Raw genomic sequence first — 19,391 nt, 5'->3', positions numbered from 1 at the left:
AACACCTAACGACAACAGAGCCTTTGGGAAACCCCAGACTTTACAAATCGAATGGGATGCAAGGGCCGAGGCCCTTGCCGGGTTCGGGCAGCGCCCGACCTTCTTTTGGGCATCGCCCCCGAGGCATCAGGCGTCGTGCACCAGGTCCAGGTCGCCGAAGCGGGTGAATTCGCCCTCGAAGAACAGATGCACGGTGCCGGTGGGGCCGTGGCGCTGCTTTTCCAGGATCAGTTCGGCGCGATTGTGGGCCAGATCCATCTTGCGCTGCCATTCTTCCATCGCCGTCTGGTATTTCTCGCTCGACTCGTGGGCGGTTTCCTTGGGCTGGCGCTGCTGCAGGTAATACTGGTCGCGATAGACGAACATGACGGCGTCGGCGTCCTGCTCGATCGACCCGGATTCGCGCAGGTCCGACAGCATCGGCCGCTTGTCCTCGCGGCTTTCCACCTGGCGCGACAACTGCGACAGCGCGATCACCGGCACGCTCAGCTCCTTGGCGATGGCCTTCAGCCCCTGCGTAATCATCGAGATTTCCAGCACGCGGCTTTCCGGGCGGGTGCCGACCGAGGGCCGCATCAACTGCAGGTAATCGACCACCACCAGGCTCAGCCCCTTGGTGCGGGCCAGGCGGCGGCAGCGCGTACGCATCGCCGACAGCGAGATGGCGGGCGTGTCGTCGATATGCAGCGGCAATTGCGCCAGTTCGCGGGTGACGTGGACGAAGCGATCGAACTCCTTCTGCCCGATATCGCCGCGCCGGATGCGCTCGCCCGACACGCTGGCCTGTTCGGACAGGATACGGGTGGCCAACTGCTCGGCCGACATTTCCAGCGAGAAGATCGCGACCGACCCCTTGGGCTGGGTGCCGGGCGCGGCGTCCTGCGCCTCGCGCATCAGCGCCCGCGCGGCGCTGAAGGCGATCTTGGTCGCCAGCGCCGTCTTGCCCATGGCGGGGCGGCCGGCCAGGATCAGCAGGTCCGACGGGTGCAGGCCGCCGGTCTTCTTGTCCAGGTCGCGCAGGCCGGTGGTCAGGCCCACGACGTCGCCGGTGCGGTGGAACGCCTTTTCCGCCACGTCCAGCGCATCGGCCAACGCCCGGTCGAAGCTGGTGAAGCCGCCTTCCTGCCCCTTTTCGGTGGCCAGGCGGAACAGCGCCTCCTCGCTGGCGGCGATCTGGTCCACGCCGTCCAGGTCGGGCCGCGCGCCGAAGGCGTTGTTGACGACTGTCTCCCCGATGTCGATCAACTGCCGGCGGACCCAGGCGTCGTGGATCGCGCGGCCATAATCGCCGGCATTGATGATGCCGACCATCGCGGTCAGCAGTCGGCCCAGATAGGCGGTGCCCCCCACCGAATCCAGCAGGCCGGAATGTTCGAATTCGGCGCGCAGCGTCACCGGGTCGGCCAGGTGCCCGGCCTCGATCCGCCGGGCGATGGCGTCATAGATCCGGCCGTTGACGGTATCGGCGAAATGCTCGCCGGTCAGGAAGTCGGACACCCGGTCGTAGGCGCGGTTGTTGGTCAGCAACGCGCCCAGCAGCGCCTGTTCGGCCTGCATGTTGGCAGGGGGCTGGCGCTGCGACAGGCCGAGCAGCGTGTCGCCCGTGCGGGACTCGTCGGGGGAGGGGTCGATCTGGTTCACAGGGTCCTCTTACCAGACGCAGCCTGTGGACTGGTCTGTGGATAACCAAGGAACCTGGGGATAACTTGCCCGAACCGGGCCCGTGCCCGCCTGTTCAGCCCTTGCGGACCAGCCGGTCCAGCTCCGCATAGCCCGCGACGATGTGATAGAAGGAACTGGCCGGAATCCGCTCGCCCATGGGCCGCAGCGCATCGTCCAGATGGTCGTTCCAGGTTCCGGGCGGACAGTGGGTGAAATAGCGGCCCAGCAGATTATCGACGATGCGCGCGATCCGCGCCCCGCTGGAGGCGGGGTCGTACATGGCGATTTCCGCGCGCAGGCCCTCGGTCTGCGCCCACAGCCGCGCCGATCCCCGGACGATGGCGCCGTCGCGGCGCAGCACGTCGCGGACCAGGCCGGTTTCGGGATCGACGCCGTGGCGGCGGCCGAACCCGAAGAGGATGCGCGCGTGATCGGGCAGGGCGCGGCCGGTCAGGCGCCCGTACTCGCACAGCAGCCACACCCATTCGTACTGGTGGCCGGGCTCGACCAGGTGGCCGGCCGCGCCGGGCACGGGCCGCCAGTCGTCGGTGAAGGCTTCGCCCAGCGTGCCCGTCCGTTCGTCGAACAGGCGGGTGCGGAACAGATCGACCAGATCGTGCGCCAGGGTGGCGTCGGACTCGTCGCCCGTGGTCTCGAACAGCGCCAGCGCCGCTTCCAGCAGATGCATGTGCGGGTTCTGCTGCCGGGGACCATCGCCGCGCGGCAGGGTGTCGAGGAACCCGCCGTTGGGCGTGGCCATGGCCCGCCGCAGCCAGGCGATGGTCTGCCGCGCCAGGTGGACCGGCGTGCCCGAGGTGTCCAGCCGCCCGTACCAGGACAGGGCGAAGATGATGAAGGCCAGGTCGTACAGATCGGCCGTCGGGTCCAGCACCGCGCCGCCGGCGGTCAGGCGGCTGACCCATCCGCCGTCGTCGCGCAGGCCGCGCCGCATGAAGCGATAGATGCCCTCGGCCCGCGCCGCGCCGCCGGGCCAGCCGTACAGCGCGGCGCGGGTGAAGGCGTAAAGCTGCCGGGCCTGCACGCGCAGGCGCTTGAAGCCCGGATCGGCCGCCGTGCCGTCGGGGTTGAGCTGTTCGCGCGCGCCCAGCCGGGCGGGGTCGTCCGCGTCGCCGTCGCACCCCGTGGCCCCCCAGACGGGCAGGGCGCGGTCGAACAGCCACGATCCGAACGCGGCATGGGCCTGGCGGATGTCGTCGGGCAGCGTCGGGGCGGGAGGGATCATTGGTCCCGCGTCCCGGCGGTTCCGATGGCGCGGATGCGGCCCAGGGTCCGCGTCGTCGATTGCCCGTCCTCCAGCCGCGCCAGCAGCAGCCGGCCGCCGGCCGCCTGCACCACGTCGGCGCCCACGACCTGCTCGGGGCGGTAGTCGGCGCCCTTGACCAGCACGTCGGGCAGCAGCAGCCGGATCAGCGCCAGCGGCGTGTCCTCGTCGAAGGCGACGACGGCATCGACATGGCGGATCGCCATCATGACCGTCGCGCGATCGCGCAGCGTGTTGACCGGACGCTCGGGGCCTTTCAGCCGGGCCACGCTGGCGTCGGCGTTCAGCGCCACGATCAGCCGGTCGCACGCCGCCCGGGCCGCCGCCAGAAGCCCGACATGGCCGGGATGGAGGATGTCGAAGCAGCCGTTGGCGAAGCCGACCCGCAACCCCTGCGCCTTCCACCGCGCCACCTGCTCCGCGGCCTGGTCGCGCGACAGCAGGACGGGGGCATCGGCGGCGTGGGCATGGTCCTGCGCGTTCAGTTCGGCCAGCACCTCGGCGATGTCCGCCGTCGCGGTGCCCAGCTTGCCGACCACCACCCCCGCCGCCGCGTTGGCGACATGCATCGCCTGCGCCAGCGTCATGCCCGACCCCGCCGCCAGGGCCAGGGTCGCGATCACCGTATCGCCCGCGCCCGACACGTCGAAGACCTCGCGCGCGCGGGCGGGCACGGTCTGGACGGCGCCGGTGCGTTCGACCAGGGCCATGCCCTTTTCCGACCGGGTGGCCAGGATGGCGCCGGCGTCGGCCTGGAGCATGGCGGCGTGGGCGGCCTGTTCGATCTCGGCGTCGCTATCCACCGGCAGGCCCGTCGCCTGCGCCAGTTCGCGGGCGTTGGGCGTGATGCAGGCGGCCCCCCGATAGCGCGAGAAATCGCGCGACTTCGGATCGACGAAGACCGGGATGGATCGCGCGCCCGCGCGGGCGATGGCGTGCCGGATCACCGGGTCGGCGCAGGCGCCCTTGGCGTAGTCCGATAGCACGACGATGGTGGCGGCGTCGATATGGGCGTCGATCGCGGCGAGCAGGGCATGGACCTCGGGCTCTTGCACCGGCAGGCGGCTTTCCTCGTCGGCGCGGACGACCTGCTGGTTGGCGGCGATGAAGCGGGTCTTGCAGATCGTGGGCCGCGCGCCGGTGTCGACCAGCGCGTCGGTCAGCCCCGGCCGCGCGCCCAGCAGCGCGCGCAGCGCCGCCCCCGGCGCGTCCCGGCCCACCAGCCCGATCAGGATCGCCCGCCCGCCCAGCGACAGGATGTTGTTGGCCACGTTGCCGACGCCGCCGGGCATCTCACGCGTGCGGCCCAGGCGCAGGACGGGAACCGGGGCCTCGGGCGAGATGCGCTCCATCTCGCCATAGACGAACCGGTCGAGCATGACGTCACCGATGCACAGCACCGTGATCGACGAGAAATCCACGGGTTACGCGCCCGATCCGGCCGCGTCGAATCCGGCGACGAAGCCGGCCAGGCCCGCCTGGCGCCGGGTTTGCAGCCGGGCCGCCACCAGCACGGCGCGGGCCTCGGCGATGGCCTGGTCCAGGTCGGTATTGACGATCACATGGTCGAATTCCCGCCAGTGCGAGATCTCGTCGCGGGCGGCCTTCATCCGGCGGGCGATTTCCTCGGCATGGTCGGACGCGCGGTTGCACAGCCGGCGTTCCAGCTCGGCCAGCGAGGGGGGCAGGACGAACAGGCTGACCACGTCATGGGGCAGGGCGTCGCGGATCTGCCGGTGCCCCTGCCAGTCGATGTCGAACACCATGTCGCGTCCCGCGTCCAGCGCGGCCTCGACGGGCGCGCGGGGCGTGCCGTAGCCCCGGCCGAACACCGTCGCCCATTCCAGCATCTCGCCGTCCTCGGCCATGCGCTGGAACTGCTCCATGGTGCGGAAGTGATAATGGACGCCCTCGGTCTCGCCGGGGCGGGGCTGGCGGGTGGTGACCGACACCGAATGCAGCAGCCGGTGGTCGGCGGCGCGCAGCGCGTTGGCGATGGTCGATTTCCCAGCGCCCGACGGGGCGGAAATCACCAGGCAGACCCCCCGGCGCGCGATCGGCGTCTGGCGCGCGGGGTGGGCCTGTCGTTCGCTGGTGGGCGTCATCGGCGGCACATTCCTCAGATCCTCGATCGGCCCGCGGCGACGCGGGTTTGCGGTCTTTTATCAGGCGGTCTCTAATCTGGCGAACATGAAACAGGATACGATTCTCGTCACGGGGGCGTCGTCCGGTATCGGTCGGTCCATCGCCCTGGCCCTGGCGCGTCCGGGCGCGCTGCTGCATCTGGGGGGGCGGGATCCGGCGCGGCTGCGCGACGTGGCCGAACGCTGCGCCGGGCGCGGGGCGTCGGTGCGCCCCCACCGCCAGGACGTGCGCGACCGCGCAGGCATGGCGGCGTGGATCGGCGGCGCCGGCGCGCTGGACCTGGTGTTCGCCTGCGCGGGAATCACGGCCTCGACCGCGTGCCCCGCCGGCCGCGCCGCCCCGTGCGAGCCGGACGGCCAGGTCCGCCGCATGATGGACACCAACCTGGGCGGGGTCCTCAACACCGTCCTGCCGGCGCTGGCGGTCCAGGCGGGGCAGGCGCGTGACGCGCGCGGGGTCCGGGGGCGGATCTGCGCCATCGCCTCGGTCGCGGCCTATGTCGCCTTTCCCGGCACGCCGTCCTATTGCGCGTCCAAGGCGGCGGTGGACCGCTTCATGGTGGCGACCGGGGGCAACATGGCCCGCGACGGCATCCTGATGTCCAGCGTCTGCTGCGGCTTCGTCCGGTCGCCGATGACGGCGTCCAACCGCTTTCCCATGCCGGGCCTGACCGAGATGGACGACGCGGTGGGCGCCATCCTGCGCGGGGTGGCGGCCGGGCGGCGGCGCATCGCCTTTCCCTGGTGGCTGGCGGCGGGGTCGCGGGCGATGGACCTGCTGCCGCCGCGCCTGGCGGAGGCGTTCTATGTCCGCCAGCCCGCCGGACGCGCGGGCTCGATGCCCGAGACCGGCGGCGCCGGCGACTTGCCATAAGGGCTTATTCACGCAACGATCGCGCCGACATGCCCCCGCGCGATCGGACCCTGTGACGATGCCTTTTCCGCGCCCGCCCCTGATGGAGGAACTCGGTGTTGCGGCGGTGTCCCGCCCGGTGCCGGCCGCGCGCAAGACCATGCCTGTCGATCGCGTGTTCTGGAGTCATTTTTCCCCTAACCTCGGGCCAGGCGGGTGGGTGACGGGCGTGCTGCTGGTGTCGCTGGGGCTGGATTTCCGCGCGGGCCTGGCGGCGATCCTGATCGGGAACCTGGTCGGCGCGCTGCCGGTGGCGCTGGCGGCGTCGATCGGCCCCGCGACCGGGCTGACGCAGATGGAGGCCTCGCGCCGCGCCCTGGGCCGGATCGGCATCCGTCCGCCCGCCTTCCTCAACTGGATCTACTGCGTCGGCTGGGACGCGGTGAACAACGTGCCGGCGGCGGCGGCGCTGATCGCGTTCCTGTCGATCGTCGCGGGAGTCGGCCTGCCGTTCTGGCTGGCGCTGGGCATTCTGGCGTCGGTGCAGATGGTGGCCAGTATCTATGGCCACGACATGGTGCAGGCGCTGCAGAAATATCTGGGTGGCGTCCTGCTGCTGGCCTTTACGGTGATCGGGGTGGAATGCGTCTCGCGCGGGGTCGCGATGCCGCCGGCCGCCCATCCGCCGGGGGTGGCGACGTTTTTGCTGGCGGTGGGGATCCTGGCCAGCTTCAACCTGTCCTGGGCGTCCTATTCGTCGGACTACACGCGCTACCTGCCTGCCGACAGCGATCCGCGCCGGGTGGTCGGGCTGGCGCTGGCGGGGCTGCTGGGGTCGGCCGTGCCGTTCCAGGTCCTGGGCCTGCTGACGGCGGCCAGCATCGCCGAGCCGTCGCCCACGGCGGTGATCGCCAGCCTGCAGCACGCCGCGGGCCCGCTGGGGCCGGTGGTGCTGGCGGCGATCGCGCTGTCGTCGGTCACCGGCAATTCGTTCAACGACAATACGGCCAGCTACAGCCTGATTTCCGCCGGCATCCATGTGCCGCGCGTGCTGGCCGCGATCATCACGGCGACGCTGGGCTATGTGTTGGCGGTCGCGGGGGCGGGGCGCTATGCCGCGCTGTATACCGACTATCTGCTGGTGACGATGTACTGGATCGCGCCGTGGATCGGCATCGTGCTGGCGGACTGGTACCTGGGGGACCGCACCGTCCACCCGGCGCCGCCGGGCTGGACGCGGGGGGCCACGATCTTCGTCGTCACCTCGGTGGCGACGATCCTGCTGTTCTCGACCAGCCAGCTTTATACCGGTCCGGTCGCGCGGTGGCTGGGCGGGGCGGACATCGGCTATTATGTCGGCTTCTTCGGGGCCGCCCTGTGGTATGGCGCGGGGCGGGCCCGCACCTAGCCGTGGCCCGTGGATAAGGATCATGACCCGCCGATGACCCGCGCCGCATGAATCCCTGTCGCCCCTTCATCCTGCGGCCGGTGGCCACGACCCTGATTTCGCTGGCGCTGGTGATGGCGGGGCTGTTCGCCTATCGCGTGCTGCCGGTGGGCGACCTGCCGAACATCTCGGTGCCCATCATCTATGTCGTCGCGACCCAGCCGGGATCGTCGCCGCAGCAGATGGCCAGTTCGGTGACGACGCCGCTGGAGCGGCGCCTGGGGCAGATCGCCGGCATCAGCGAGATCGAATCCGATTCCACCGACGGCACCTCGTTCATCCTGCTGACCTTCGACGACAGCCGGAACATCGACGGGGCGGCCAACGACGTGCAGGCGGCGCTGCGGGCGGCGACGCAGGACATGCCCACCACCCTGCGGATGGTGCCGCAATACTGGAAGGCCAACCCCGCCGACAGCCCCATCATGGTGATGGCGCTGACATCGGACACCCGGCCGGTGGCCGAGCTGTACGACGTCATGACGACGCGCCTCCAGCCGATGCTGGCGCAGATCAAGGGCGTCGGCTGGATCGAACTGGTCGGCAGTTCGTCCCCCGCCGTGCGGGTGGAGATGAATCCCTTCCCCCTGTTCAAGTACGGCATCGGGTTCGAGGACGTCCGCTCGGCCCTGGCCTCGGCCAACGCCAACACGCCCAAGGGCTTCGTCGATGTCGGGCCGCAACGCTACAGCCTGTCGACCAACGACCAGGCCCGGCACGCCGCCCAGTATCGCGACCTGGTGGTGGGGTATCGCGACGGCCGGCCGGTCCGGCTGGCCGACGTGGCCACCGTGGCCGACGGGGTCGAGAACGAACGCGAGACCGGCTATTTCAACGGCCATCGCGCGGTCATGGCCGTGGTCCGCTCGCAGCCCGGCGCCAACGTCATCCGCGTGATGGACCAGATCCGCGCGCGGATGCCGGCGATGAAGGGCGCGCTGCCCGCCGGCATGACCCTGACGCCGGCGATGGACCGGTCGATCACCATCCGCGCCTCGCTGGCCGACACGCAATGGACGCTGCTGGTCTCGGTGCTGCTGGTGGTGGGGGTGGTGCTGGTGTTCCTGCGCGCGCCGCGCTCGACGCTGATTCCGGCGGTGACGGTGCCCATCTCGCTGGCCGGGACGCTGGCGGCGATGTACCTGCTGGGGTTCTCGCTGGACACGCTGTCGCTGATGGCGCTGACCATCGCCACCGGCTTCGTGGTCGACGACGCGATCGTGGTAGTGGAAAACATCGCCCGCCACATGGAGGCCGGGATGGGGCGGCTGGAGGCCGCGCTGCTCGGCTCGCGCGAGATCGCGTTCACCGTGCTGTCGATCACGATCTCGCTGGTGGCGGTGTTCCTGCCGCTGCTGCTGATGTCCGGCACGGCCGGCAAGGTGTTCTACGAATTCGCGATGACCCTGGCGATGACGGTGGTGGTGTCGCTGTTCCTGTCGGTCAGCCTGACGCCGATGATGTGCAGCCTGCTGCTCGATGTCGGCCACACTGCGCCCCTGCCGCGCGGCGCCTCGCCGGCGCGCCGCGCGCTGCGCCGCCTCTCGGACGGGATCGAGGCGGCGTTCGAGGCGGTGCTGCATGTCTATGTGCGCTCGCTGGACCGGGCGCTGCGGCATCGCTGGTGGGTGCTGTCCACCCTGCCGCTCAGCCTGGCGGCGACCGTGGGCATCATCGTCCTGATGCCCAAGAACATTATCCCCAAGCAGGACGTGGCCCTGATCGTCGGCTATTTCCGGGGGGACGAATCGGTGTCCTTCCAGACGATGGAGCGCAAGATCCGCGCCGTCGGCGACGCCATGATGGCCGACCCCGACACCGAATCGGTGGCCGCGTTCTCGGGCGATACGCGGGTCGAGGGCCAGGCCTTCGCCCAGATGATCGGCAAGCGCGACCGCACCGACGGCCCGGACGAGATGATCGCGCGCATCCGCAAGCGCCTGACGGGCCTGACGGGGCTGCGGCTGTCGGTGTTTTCGGCGGGCGACATCAACGGCGGCGGCGGCCGGCAGCAGCAGGGCGCCTATCGCTATGTCCTGCGGAGCGACAATGCCGAGGATATCTACAGCTGGGTGCCCCGGCTGACCCAGGCGCTGCAGGGCAGCAAGGTGATGACCGACGTCACCACCAACCTGACCGACCGCGCCTCGGCCGTCCATGTCGAGATCGCGCGCGACGCGGCCGCGCGCTACCTGATTACGCCGCAACTGATCGGCAGCGCCCTGTTCGACGCGTACGGCCAGCGCAGCGCGTCGAGCATCTCGACGCCGCTTGCGACCTACCATGTGGTCATGGAGGTCGCGCCGCCCTATCGCCAGGCGCCGGACGTGATGCAGGCCTTCCGGGTCTCGACCGCCGGCGGGACGGCGGGCGGGGGCACGGTGTCCAACACGGTGCGGGTGCGCCTCGATGACGGGCAGGCGGCGTCGCGGGCCACGATGTTGAGCCAGCAATCGTTCCGCAACGCCGTGGCCAACCGGTTGGCCGGCGGGGCCGGGGCCTCCAGCGGCTCGGCCGTGTCCTCCAGCGTCGAGACGATGGTGCCGCTGCCGGTGGTGGCGCGGATGGACATGCGGCCGACCTCGATCTCGGTCGGGCATCGCGGCGGGTTCGTGTCCGGCGCCATCTCGTTCAACCTGGCGAAGAACAGGACGCTGGGCGACGCCACGGCCGAGATCGAGGCGACGATGGTCCGCATGCACGTCCCCGGCACCATCCAGGGCGGCTTCACCGGCCAGGCGGCGCAGTTCCAGACGGCGATGCTGAACCAGCTTCTGGTGTTCCTGGCGGCGCTGGCGACGATGTACGTGACGCTGGGCATCCTGTACGAAAGCTACATCCATCCCCTGACCATCCTGTCCACCCTGCCGTCGGCGACGGTGGGCGCGGTGCTGGCCCTGTGGCTCAGCGGGCAGGAATTCTCGCTGATCGCGATGATCGGGATGATCCTGCTGGTGGGCATCGTGAAGAAGAACGCGATCCTGATGGTGGATTTCGCCCTGCATGCCGAACGCGATGGCGCCATGTCGCCCGAGGCCGCGATCCGCGAGGCCTGCGCCAAGCGCTTCCGGCCGATCCTGATGACGACGCTGGCCGCCGCCTTCGGCGCGGTGCCGCTGATCGTCAGCGCCGGCTACGGGATCGAACTGCGCCGGCCGCTGGGCATCGCGGTGGTCGGCGGCCTGGCGATGAGCCAGCTTCTGACGCTCTATACCACGCCGGTTGTCTATCTGCTGCTGGAACGCGTCCGCGCCTGGGTCGTACGCAGGCTGTCGCGGCGCTGGCGCGGGCATATCCTGCCGCCGCCCGACGCGGTGGATCGCCACACGCCTGTTTGAAAATGCATCCTGGCGGCGATCCGGCGCGCATTTTCAGACAGGCTCTGGTGGCTACGGTGCGGTGATCGCGACGGGTTCGGGCTGCATGTGCGGGTAGGATACGCTCTGGTCCCGTCCGCGCCGCTTGGCCTCGTACAGGGCCAGGTCCACCGCCCCCAGCAGGGCTGCGCCATCCATCGGTCCCGCCCCCGGTTCCAGCACCGCCACGCCCAGGCTGATCGTGACCACCCCGTCCTCGCGCCCCGCGTGGGGCAGGCCCAGGCCGCGCACCGCCAGGCGCAGCCGTTCGGCGATCCGCACCGCCTCGGCGGCGGAGGTGTCGGGCAGCAGCACCACGAACTCCTCGCCGCCATAGCGCATGACAAGGTCGCTGCGCCGCACCAGGCCGCCCTGCAGCGCGCCGGCGATGGCGCGCAGGCAACCGTCGCCCGCCAGGTGGCCATAGCGGTCGTTGTAGGCCTTGAAACAATCGACATCGATCATGACGACGGCCAGGGGCCGGCCGCTTCGGCCGGCCTGCGGCACCGCGTGCTCCAGGCATTCGTTCAGGCGGCGTCGGTTGCCCAGGCCGGTCAGGGCGTCCAGCCCGGCCATCCGCCGATGGTGCCGTTCGGTCTGTTCCTTCACCAGCGCCACCATGCCGGCGCTGAGCAGCATCATCAGGACCAGCGAGGACAAGGCGATGAACAGCAGCCCGCGATGCGCCGCGTCGGTGGCCGGATCGCCGCCGGACAGCCGGGCGACCACCAGGGCATGGCCGAGGCAGACCATGCTTTCGGTGCCCAGGATACCCGCGACCCACCATCTGCTGACCAGCCTGTCCCCGCCGCCCCGCAGCAATTCCGCCGTGGCGGTGGCGAACAGCAGCGCGGCCAGCAGATTGTTGGCGACCACCCGCAGGTCGGGATGATCCCCAAACCCCAGGGCCAGATACAGCGCCAGCCCCGCCGCCCCCGGCGCCAGGACCATCCAGGGCGGCACCCGTCGTCCGCGCGTCGTCCGGCAGGCCATCCAGATGAAGCCGATCGCCTCCATCACCCCCACGGTCGAGAGGATCAGCCCCGGCAGGGACGACCACAGGATGCGGACGGCGAAGGACGCCGCCTCCAGCAGGGCCGACGCCGTCATCCACAGCATCGCCACCTGCCGGCGGTCCTGCAGCCACGCGCCGATATAATTGCTGCTGGTCAGCAGGATCACCAGGATGATGGTCAGGGGCAGAAGCATCGGAATGTCGTTCGTCCACGATCCGGGTGAGGGGTGTCCAGGGGCCGGCTGGCGATCGAGGCGGGGCAGCGGTCGGGATTGCCCGTCCGCTTCGATACATCAGGGCCTTGGTCCGGGCTACTCTACACCGTAGGATCGCCGCCATCGCATGGAATGGAGGCCGTCATGCAACGTTCCGCCGCACTGACGGGGTTCGGCTGGGGGCGGCGGGGCAACGCGCCGCTGCCGGACGACCCGCGCGGCTGGCTGCGCGCGCAGCTCGCGGCCCCGGATGCGGCGATTTTTTCCGGCCTGGGCGACAGCGCCGACGGGCTGGTCGCGCTGCGCCGGCAGCGGCGGGACAGGATGCCGGGCGATCCTCTGGTCAAGCCGCTGTTCGCGGCCGAGGTCGCGGCGCAGCTCGACGCCCTGCTGCTGACGGAACAGCCGTTCCGCGAGCGCCTGGCCTGGTTCTGGTGCAATCATTTCACGGTCAGCATGCGACAGGGCGGCACCCGCGCGGTCGCCGGCCCCTATATGCGCGAAGCGATCCGCCCGAACGTGACCGCGCGCTTTTCCGACCTGCTGCTGGCGGTCATGCGCCACCCGGCCATGCTGCTCTATCTGGACAATATATCGTCGATCGGGCCGAACAGCCGCGCGGGGCTGCGGCGCCATCGCGGCCTGAACGAGAATCTGGCGCGCGAGTGCCTGGAGCTGCACACCGTCTCGCCGCTGGCCGGCTACAGCCAGGCGGACGTGACGAGCTTCGCCGCGATCCTCACCGGGTGGGGCGTGGACATGAAGGCCGATCGGCCCGGCTTCGTCTTTCGGCCCGCCGCGCATGAGCCGGGCGAGAAGACGCTGATGGGCCGCGTCTTTCCCGAAGGCGAGGAGGGGGGCGTGCAGGCGCTGCGCTTCCTCGGCACCCATCCCGCGACCTACCGCCATATCGCGACCCGGATGGTGGGCCAGTTCGTCTCGGACACGCCGCCGCCGCGCGATGTGGCGCATGTCGCGGGCGTGCTGCACGATACGCAGGGCGATCTGGGGGCGGCCGCGGCGGCGCTGGTCGACCTGCCGGATGCCGGACGGCCCGGCGTCAAGTTCCGCACGCCGATGGATTTCGCGACGGCGGCGATGCGCGCGCTGGGTCTCGGCGGCGCGCCGAGCGCGCCGGGCGACCCGCATGCGCCCGCGCATATCCTGTTTGGCGGCTTCGCCTCGCTCGGGCAGCCCCTGTGGACGGCGCCGCTGCCCAATGGCTGGAGCGACCGCGCGGCCGACTGGTCGGCGCCCGCCGACCTGCTGGCGCGGGCGGACTGGTCGTACCGGCTTGCGGCCTTCGCCCCCGACGCGGATCCGCTCGACATCGCCCATGCGGCGCTCGGCCCTGCGTTGCGCCCCGCCACCATCGAGGCGATCCGCCATGCCGGCGCACGGCGGGACGGGCTGACGCTGCTGTTCTCCTCCCCCGAATTCCAGAGGCGCTAGACATGCCGATCCGTCGCCGCTCCGCCTTTCTCGGCCTGACCGCGAGCTGGATGCTCGGCCGCTCCTCGCTGGCGCTCGCCGCCCCCGCCGCCGGCGCGGACGATCCGCGCCTGGTGGTCGTAATCCTGCGCGGCGCGCTGGACGGCATGGCTGTCGTCACGCCCTATGGCGATGCGGATCTGGCGTCCTGGCGCCGCGACCTGCTGCTGCCCGAACCGGGCCAGGCGGGCGGCATGCGCGACCTGGGGGGATTCTACGGCCTGCATCCCGCGCTGGCCGGCCTGCACGACCTTTATGCGGCCGGGCAGATGACGCCGATCCATGCCGTTGCCGGGCATTATCGCAGCCGCTCGCATTTCGACGCCCAGGATTATCTGGAAAGCGGCGCCGATGAACGGCTGGACACCGGCTGGCTCAATCGCGTCGTCTCAAGCCTGCCCTGGGTCGCGTCGCGCGTGGACGGCAACGGCCTGGCGATGGGGCTGACTGTGCCGCTGCTGCTGCGCGGCCCGGCGCGGGTCGGCAGCTTCGCGCCCGTGGCCGGGCAGCATCCGGATGACGACCTGTATGCGCGCATCGCCGCGCTGAACGCCGCCGACCCCGTAACGGGCGCGGCATTCCGCAATGGGTTGAAGGCGCGCGGTTTTTCGGACGACGTGCTGGGGGGCGGGGCGCCGCGCGCGCCCGATGGCCGCCGGCCCGGCGCCTTCGCGGTCCTGGCCGACGCGGCGGGGCGCATCCTGGCCGACCCGCACGGACCGCGCGTCGCGGCGCTCGAAGCGGGGGGATGGGATACGCATGCCGCGCAGAAAGGACGGCTGAACGCCCCGCTGGCCCAGCTCGACGCGGGGCTGGCGGCGCTGCGGCGCGCGCTCGGGCCGGCCTGGGGGCGCACGGTGGTGCTGGTGATGACCGAATTCGGCCGCACGGTGCGGATGAACGGCACGGGCGGCACCGACCATGGCACCGGCACGGTGGCCTTCCTGCTGGGCGGCCCGGTGGCGGGGGGCCGCGTGCGCGGCACATGGCCGGGCTTGCGGCCGGACCAGCTTTTCGAGAACCGCGACCTCGCGCCGACCACCGATCTGCGCGCGGTGGCGAGCGGCGTCCTGCGCGATCACCTGGGCCTGAACCGCGCGGCGCTGAAGCGCGTTTTCCCCGGCAGCCCGGTCACGCCGGAGAACGGTCTCTTACAGGCCTGATATATAACAACTTTCGGCAAGACTGACGCATGAGATGTCCCCGCCAAGGGCGTTGCCCTTGACCCACCAAAGGGCAGTCGCCCTTTGGAAACCCATTTGTTATCAAATGATTGGGGTGCAGGGCCTCAGGCCCTGTCGGGTCCAGGGCAGAGCCCTGGTTATACGTCACTCTCAAGGTGGGTTGGTATTACCCGACGAACAGCCACAGGCGGAACACCAGGTTTTCGACCGCGCCGTGACGGGCCATCGCCGGCATCGCCCCGAGCAGGCGCAGCCGATCGCGGTGGCCGCCGCGCAGGGCGCGGCCGATGTGCGCCAGGTCCCGGCGGGCGCTGTCGGTCAGCACGTCGTCCTGGGCCAGCAACTGGCCGACAGTCTGGCGGAACACGTTCATGAAGGCGCGCGGGCCGCGCCGCAGCGCGCGCAGGGCGCGCACGGCCGGCAGGCCCGGCGCGCCCACGGCGTTGTCGGGATGCTGGCGATACAGCACCATCGGGCAGGGATCGACATGCGCCACGCCCCCCGCGCCCAGCACCAGCAGGTAGGCCCACCAGTCGTGCAGCACCGGCGGCGGCGGCGGGGCGCAGGCCTCGATCACCGCCCGCGCGGCGTCGTTGAACATGATGGTGCAGCCCGTCGCGGCATTCTGCGTCAACGCCGCCAGGAAGCAGGGCGTGGCGGCGTGGCCGGGCGACAGGCCGATGGTTCGCAGGTCGCGGTCTACCAGGATCTGCCGCCCGCAATACAAGGCGGGCCGGTCGGCGGGCAGGCGGCCCAGATGGTCCAGCCCGCGCCGGATCTTGTCGGGCAGCCACACGTCGTCCTGGTCGGCGAAGGCGATGACCGACCCGCGTGGCGCCGCGCGCAGCAGCCGCAGATAGGAGGGCGCGATGCCCAGATGCCGGCCCGACGCGTCGATCTCGACACATCGGCCCGCGCCCGCGCCGTGCTGGAATGCGCGCATGATCCCGGCCGAGCCGTCCGACGACCCGTCGTCGCGCCACAGGATCGTCCAGTTCGTGCAGGTCTGCGCCAGGATCGAGCGGAGCTGCGCCGGCAGGAACGCCGCCCCGTTATAAACCGACAGCACGATCGTCACCGGAAGCGCGCGCGCCGCGCCCGCCGGTCGTCGGGGCGCGAGGGCGGCATGATCCCCGGCCGCCTCGGCCCCGGACAGGCTGCCGGCGGGCGCGAGGTCGTCGATGAAACGGAGCGCGTCCATCGGCCGGCCGGTCTAGGGCGCGGGGTCGGCGGCCATGATGGCCGAAACCGTGCGGGCGAGGCTGTCGCGCCAGTAGGGCAGGCGGATGCCGAAGGTTCGGTGGAGCTTGGTGCAGTTCAGGCGGGAATCCCGGGGCCGGGGGGCCGGGGTCGGCCAGTCGGCGGTGGCGATGGGGACAATGTCCGGCATCGGGCGTCCCAGGCGCGCCGGGTCTTCCAGCGCGGCGGTGGCCAGGCCGTGCCAGGTGGTGGCGCCGCTGCCGACGGCGTGGAAGATCCCGGCATAGGCGTCGCGCCATCCGGTGGCCCTGATCGCGGCCACGATGTCCAGGATCGCCCGGGCCAAATCGTCCGCGCTGGTCGGGTTGCCCTGCTGGTCGCCCACCACCCGCAGGGTGGGGTGCGTCGCCCCCGCATTCAGCATGGTCCGCACGAAATTCCGCCCGTGGGCGGCATAGACCCAGGCCGTCCGCAGCACGATCGCGCGGGCATGGGCGGCCAGCACCGCCTGTTCGCCCTCGGCCTTGGTGCGGCCATAGGTGGTGCGCGGCGCGATCGGGTCGTCCTCGCGGTAGGGGGCGCCCTTGGTGCCGTCGAACACGTAGTCGGTCGAGACATGGATCAGCGGGATGCCGCGCCCGGCGCACAGCATCGCCAGCAGGGCCGGCCCGTCGCGGTTCGCCCGCGCCGCGCCGTCGGCGTCGTCCTCGGCCGCGTCCACCGCCGTCCAGGCGGCGGCGTTGATGACGAGCGCGGGCGCCGTCGCCGCCAGCGCGGCGGGGATCGTCTCCGGCCGGTCGAAATCGAGGTCGGGCCGCCCCCGGCACAGGATGCGCCGGTCGCCGGACCGGCCCAGCGCCGTCGCCAGCTGCCCCTGGCGCCCGACCACCAGGATGGGGCCGGCCGGCAGGTCGGCGCGGCTCATCGGAACCCGTCCCGCAGGGCGACGAAGGGGGCGGCGGCCGCGTCCTTGTCCGACAGGAGGGCGTCCCCGGCGGCCACCGGCCAGGCGATGCCCAGCGCCGGGTCGTCCCAGCGGACGGAGCGTTCGCAGTCGCGGTTCCAGACGTCGGTGCATTTGTACTGCACCTCGGCATCGTCGGTCAGGGTGCAGAATCCGTGCAGGAAGCCCGGCGGAATCCAGAGCTGCGACCCGTTGTCTTCGGTCAGTTCGGCGGCGACCCATTGGCCGAAGCCGGGCGAGCCCTGCCGCGCATCGACCGCCACGTCCCAGATGGCGCCGCGCGTGCAGCGCACCAGCTTGCCCTGCGCGTGGGGCGGCACCTGGCAATGCAGGCCGCGCACCACGCCGCGCCGGCGCGACAGGCTGTGGTTGTCCTGCACGAAGACGGCGTCGATCCCCGCCGCCGCCATCCGCGCGGCGTTGTAGGTTTCCGAGAAGAACCCCCGCTCGTCCCCGAAGCGCTGCGGGGTGAGCAGGACGATGTCGGGAAGGGCCAGCCGTGCGATCTTCATCGCGCGACCTCCCCATCCGCCAGGTCCCGCAGCAGGCGGCCCAGCTCGGTCTTGTGGACCGCCTGGGCGACCGTGCGGAGCTGGGCGGCGTCGATATAGCCCATGCGGAAGGCCACCTCGCCGGGCGAGCCGACCAGCATGCCCTGGCGGGACTGGATGGTCTGCACGAACAGCCCGGCCTGCATCAGGCTGTCGGGCATGCCCGCGTCCAGCCAGGCGCAGCCCCGGCCCAGCCGTTCGACATGCAGCAGGCCTTCTTCCAGATAGATCCGGTTGAGGTCGGTGATCTCCAGCTCGCCGCGCGGCGAGGGCCGGATCCGGCGGGCGAGGTCGCCGACGCGGGCATCGTAGAAATACAGGCCGGTGACCGCCCAGTTCGAGGGTGGCTGGTCGGGTTTCTCGACCAGGGCGCAGGCCCGCCCGTCCCCGTCGAAGGCGACCACGCCATAGCGTTCGGGGTCGCGGACCTGGTAGGCGAACACCGTCGCCCCCTCGGTGCGCCGCGCCGCCGTACGCAGCAGCACCCCCAGATGGTCGGCGAAGATCAGGTTGTCGCCCAGCGCCAGCGCGCACGGCGCGCCGTCCAGCCAGTCGCCGGCGATCAGGAAGGCCTGGGCGATGCCGTCGGGCGTGGGCTGCACGCGATAGGTGAAGCGCACGCCATAGTGCGACCCGTCGCCCAGCAGGCGGGCGAACTGCGGCAGGTCGGCGGGGGTCGAGATAATCATGATGTCGCGGATGCCCGCCAGCATCAGCGTGGACAGCGGGTAGAAGATCATCGGCTTGTCGTAGACGGGCAGCAACTGCTTGCTGGCCGCCAGCGTCATCGGGTGCAGGCGGGTGCCCGACCCGCCGGCCAGCAGGATGCCCTTCATCGCGGTCTCCACCGGCGGCGCGCTCATGCCGCCACCACGCCCAGCCGCCGGCCGCTGTCGTGGCGGGCCTGCAGGGCGGTCCACCAGTCGCGATGCGCCAGATACCAGCGCACCGTGCGGCGGATGCCGTCGTCGAAGCCGTGGCGGGCGGTCCAGCCCAGCGCGGCCTCGGCCCGCGACGGGTCGATCTCGTAGCGGAAATCGTGTCCGGGCCGGTCGGGGACATGGCGGATCAGGCGCGTGCGCGGGCCGGCCGGTTCGGGCAGCAGCACGTCCAGTTCGCGGCAGATGGCGCGGACCACCTCCAGGTTGGTGCGGGGCTGGCGGGCGCCGATGGCGTAGGTCTCGCCCGGCCGGCCGCGCTCCACCGCCAGCACCAGGGCCTCGGCATGGTCGTCGACGAACAGCCAGTCGCGCATCTGGGCGCCGTCGCCATAGACCGGCAGGGGCCGTCCGGCGATGGCGTTGAGGATCACCAGCGGGATCAGCTTTTCCGGGAAGTGCCAGAAGCCGTAATTGTTGGTGGTGTTGCTGACGAAGGCCGGCAGGCCGTAGGTATGCTGCCAGGCCCGCACCAGATGGTCCGATGCCGCCTTGGTGGCGGAATAGGGGCTGCGCGGGTCGTAGGGCGTGGCGTCGGTGAAGGGGGCGTCGCCGGGGCCCAGCGTGCCGAATACCTCGTCGGTCGAGACATGGTGGAAGCGGAAGGCCGCGCGCGCCGCAGCATTCAGGCCCGACCAGTACTCCCGCACCGCCTCCAGCAGCGTACAGGTGCCGACGACATTGGTCCGCACGAACGCCCCCGGCCCGTCGATCGACCGGTCGACATGGCTTTCCGCCGCCAGATGCATCACCGCGTCGGGGCGATGCGCCGCCAGGATCGCGCGCATGGCCGCCCCGTCGCAGATGTCGGCCCGCACGTGGCGGTAGCGCGGATCGGACGCCACCGCCGCCGTCGAGGCCGCCGACGCCGCGTAGGTCAGGCAGTCCACATTGACCACCTCATGCCCTGTGAACCCGATCAGGTGGCGTACCACCGCCGATCCGATGAACCCGCACCCGCCTGTCACGATAATCCGCATGAAAGCCCCCGGTTTCGAGAGATCCGCGCCGCCCCGCGTGTCCGCCGGGCGGCGGCCGTGATGACCGATTTGCTGAACGATTTGATGGCTCTGGCGCCTGCGCGCATAA

At 71.1% G+C, this 19,391-nt stretch carries 15 protein-coding genes; 5 read left to right on the top strand and 10 right to left on the bottom strand.

Translation table 11 applies throughout. The features are described from left to right. Positions 1-126: 126 nt before the first annotated feature. From HLH21_RS08865 to gmk, 4 genes are all read right to left on the bottom strand, one after another. A complete protein-coding gene (locus HLH21_RS08865; RefSeq protein ID WP_373319552.1) occupies positions 127-1,632 on the bottom strand; it encodes a replicative DNA helicase in 1,506 nt (501 codons plus the stop codon). 103 nt (positions 1,633-1,735) lie between these two features. Next, positions 1,736-2,905 (bottom strand): AGE family epimerase/isomerase, encoded by a 1,170-nt coding sequence (locus HLH21_RS08860; protein ID WP_182943397.1) that lies wholly within the window; start codon positions 2,903-2,905, stop codon positions 1,736-1,738. Beyond that, positions 2,902-4,365 carry a D-glycero-beta-D-manno-heptose-7-phosphate kinase gene (rfaE1, locus tag HLH21_RS08855; protein ID WP_182943396.1) on the bottom strand — a complete coding sequence of 488 codons (1,464 nt, stop codon included), beginning with the start codon at positions 4,363-4,365 and terminating at the stop codon, positions 2,902-2,904. The genes HLH21_RS08860 and rfaE1 overlap by 4 nt, the downstream gene beginning before the upstream one ends. Positions 4,366-4,368: 3 nt before the next feature. Continuing rightward, on the bottom strand, positions 4,369-5,049 hold the full coding sequence (gene gmk, locus HLH21_RS08850) for a guanylate kinase (protein WP_182943395.1): 681 nt from the start codon (positions 5,047-5,049) through the stop codon (positions 4,369-4,371). Positions 5,050-5,134: 85 nt separating this feature from the next. Here gmk and HLH21_RS08845 point away from each other — a divergent pair, with 85 nt between their 5' ends. The 3 genes from HLH21_RS08845 to HLH21_RS08835 are packed head-to-tail and all read left to right on the top strand — an operon-like array spanning position 5,135 to position 10,726. Continuing rightward, positions 5,135-5,962 (top strand): SDR family NAD(P)-dependent oxidoreductase, encoded by an 828-nt coding sequence (locus tag HLH21_RS08845; protein ID WP_182943394.1) that lies wholly within the window; start codon positions 5,135-5,137, stop codon positions 5,960-5,962. Between the two features lie 58 nt (positions 5,963-6,020). After that, positions 6,021-7,349 (top strand): purine-cytosine permease family protein, encoded by a 1,329-nt coding sequence (locus HLH21_RS08840; RefSeq protein WP_246379437.1) that lies wholly within the window; start codon positions 6,021-6,023, stop codon positions 7,347-7,349. 47 nt (positions 7,350-7,396) lie between these two features. Further along, positions 7,397-10,726 (top strand): efflux RND transporter permease subunit, encoded by a 3,330-nt coding sequence (locus HLH21_RS08835; protein WP_182943392.1) that lies wholly within the window; start codon positions 7,397-7,399, stop codon positions 10,724-10,726. A gap of 51 nt (positions 10,727-10,777) precedes the next feature. Here the strand turns inward: HLH21_RS08835 and HLH21_RS08830 are convergent, their stop codons facing one another. Continuing rightward, entirely contained in the window at positions 10,778-11,953 is a 1,176-nt protein-coding gene (locus tag HLH21_RS08830; RefSeq protein ID WP_182943390.1) for a GGDEF domain-containing protein, read from the bottom strand. A gap of 165 nt (positions 11,954-12,118) precedes the next feature. Between HLH21_RS08830 and HLH21_RS08825 the strand changes: the two genes are divergently transcribed. Both HLH21_RS08825 and HLH21_RS08820 read left to right on the top strand, forming a co-directional pair. After that, a complete protein-coding gene (locus HLH21_RS08825; RefSeq protein ID WP_182943388.1) occupies positions 12,119-13,426 on the top strand; it encodes a DUF1800 domain-containing protein in 1,308 nt (435 codons plus the stop codon). Between the two features lie 2 nt (positions 13,427-13,428). Beyond that, positions 13,429-14,628 carry a DUF1501 domain-containing protein gene (locus HLH21_RS08820; protein ID WP_182943386.1) on the top strand — a complete coding sequence of 400 codons (1,200 nt, stop codon included), beginning with the start codon at positions 13,429-13,431 and terminating at the stop codon, positions 14,626-14,628. 187 nt (positions 14,629-14,815) lie between these two features. Here the strand turns inward: HLH21_RS08820 and HLH21_RS08815 are convergent, their stop codons facing one another. Genes HLH21_RS08815 through rfbB form a run of 5 tightly spaced genes read right to left on the bottom strand, consistent with a single transcriptional unit; the run spans position 14,816 to position 19,282 of the window. Then, positions 14,816-15,850, bottom strand: a complete 1,035-nt coding sequence (locus tag HLH21_RS08815; RefSeq protein WP_182943384.1) for a glycosyltransferase family 2 protein — start codon at positions 15,848-15,850, stop codon at positions 14,816-14,818. A gap of 12 nt (positions 15,851-15,862) precedes the next feature. Beyond that, positions 15,863-16,774, bottom strand: a complete 912-nt coding sequence (gene rfbD / locus HLH21_RS08810; RefSeq protein ID WP_182943382.1) for a dTDP-4-dehydrorhamnose reductase — start codon at positions 16,772-16,774, stop codon at positions 15,863-15,865. Continuing rightward, positions 16,771-17,325, bottom strand: coding sequence for a dTDP-4-dehydrorhamnose 3,5-epimerase (gene rfbC, locus HLH21_RS08805; protein WP_182943380.1), 555 nt, complete (start codon positions 17,323-17,325; stop codon positions 16,771-16,773). Before rfbC ends, rfbD begins: the two co-directional genes overlap by 4 nt. Next, positions 17,322-18,200 (bottom strand): glucose-1-phosphate thymidylyltransferase RfbA, encoded by an 879-nt coding sequence (gene rfbA / locus HLH21_RS08800; protein ID WP_373319549.1) that lies wholly within the window; start codon positions 18,198-18,200, stop codon positions 17,322-17,324. The genes rfbC and rfbA overlap by 4 nt, the downstream gene beginning before the upstream one ends. A 23-nt stretch (positions 18,201-18,223) precedes the next feature. After that, positions 18,224-19,282, bottom strand: coding sequence for a dTDP-glucose 4,6-dehydratase (gene rfbB, locus HLH21_RS08795; RefSeq protein WP_182943376.1), 1,059 nt, complete (start codon positions 19,280-19,282; stop codon positions 18,224-18,226). Positions 19,283-19,391: the final 109 nt, after the last annotated feature.

Source organism: Gluconacetobacter johannae (assembly GCF_014174305.1).
Classification (GTDB): domain Bacteria; phylum Pseudomonadota; class Alphaproteobacteria; order Acetobacterales; family Acetobacteraceae; genus Gluconacetobacter; species Gluconacetobacter johannae.
This window is presented reverse-complemented; position numbering and strand designations above follow the sequence as displayed.

Excerpts from the sequence above, each read along its gene's own strand:
- HLH21_RS08860 (WP_182943397.1), bottom strand. The coding sequence starts at position 2,905 with ATGATCCCTCCCGCCCCGACGCTGCCCGACGACATCCGCCAGGCCCAT.
- gmk (WP_182943395.1), bottom strand. The coding sequence starts at position 5,049 with ATGACGCCCACCAGCGAACGACAGGCCCACCCCGCGCGCCAGACGCCG.
- HLH21_RS08845 (WP_182943394.1), top strand. The coding sequence starts at position 5,135 with ATGAAACAGGATACGATTCTCGTCACGGGGGCGTCGTCCGGTATCGGT.
- HLH21_RS08840 (WP_246379437.1), top strand. The coding sequence starts at position 6,021 with ATGCCTTTTCCGCGCCCGCCCCTGATGGAGGAACTCGGTGTTGCGGCG.
- HLH21_RS08835 (WP_182943392.1), top strand. The coding sequence starts at position 7,397 with ATGAATCCCTGTCGCCCCTTCATCCTGCGGCCGGTGGCCACGACCCTG.
- HLH21_RS08830 (WP_182943390.1), bottom strand. The coding sequence starts at position 11,953 with ATGCTTCTGCCCCTGACCATCATCCTGGTGATCCTGCTGACCAGCAGC.
- HLH21_RS08825 (WP_182943388.1), top strand. The coding sequence starts at position 12,119 with ATGCAACGTTCCGCCGCACTGACGGGGTTCGGCTGGGGGCGGCGGGGC.
- HLH21_RS08820 (WP_182943386.1), top strand. The coding sequence starts at position 13,429 with ATGCCGATCCGTCGCCGCTCCGCCTTTCTCGGCCTGACCGCGAGCTGG.
- HLH21_RS08815 (WP_182943384.1), bottom strand. The coding sequence starts at position 15,850 with ATGGACGCGCTCCGTTTCATCGACGACCTCGCGCCCGCCGGCAGCCTG.
- rfbD (WP_182943382.1), bottom strand. The coding sequence starts at position 16,774 with ATGAGCCGCGCCGACCTGCCGGCCGGCCCCATCCTGGTGGTCGGGCGC.
- rfbC (WP_182943380.1), bottom strand. The coding sequence starts at position 17,325 with ATGAAGATCGCACGGCTGGCCCTTCCCGACATCGTCCTGCTCACCCCG.
- rfbA (WP_373319549.1), bottom strand. The coding sequence starts at position 18,200 with ATGAAGGGCATCCTGCTGGCCGGCGGGTCGGGCACCCGCCTGCACCCG.
- rfbB (WP_182943376.1), bottom strand. The coding sequence starts at position 19,282 with ATGCGGATTATCGTGACAGGCGGGTGCGGGTTCATCGGATCGGCGGTG.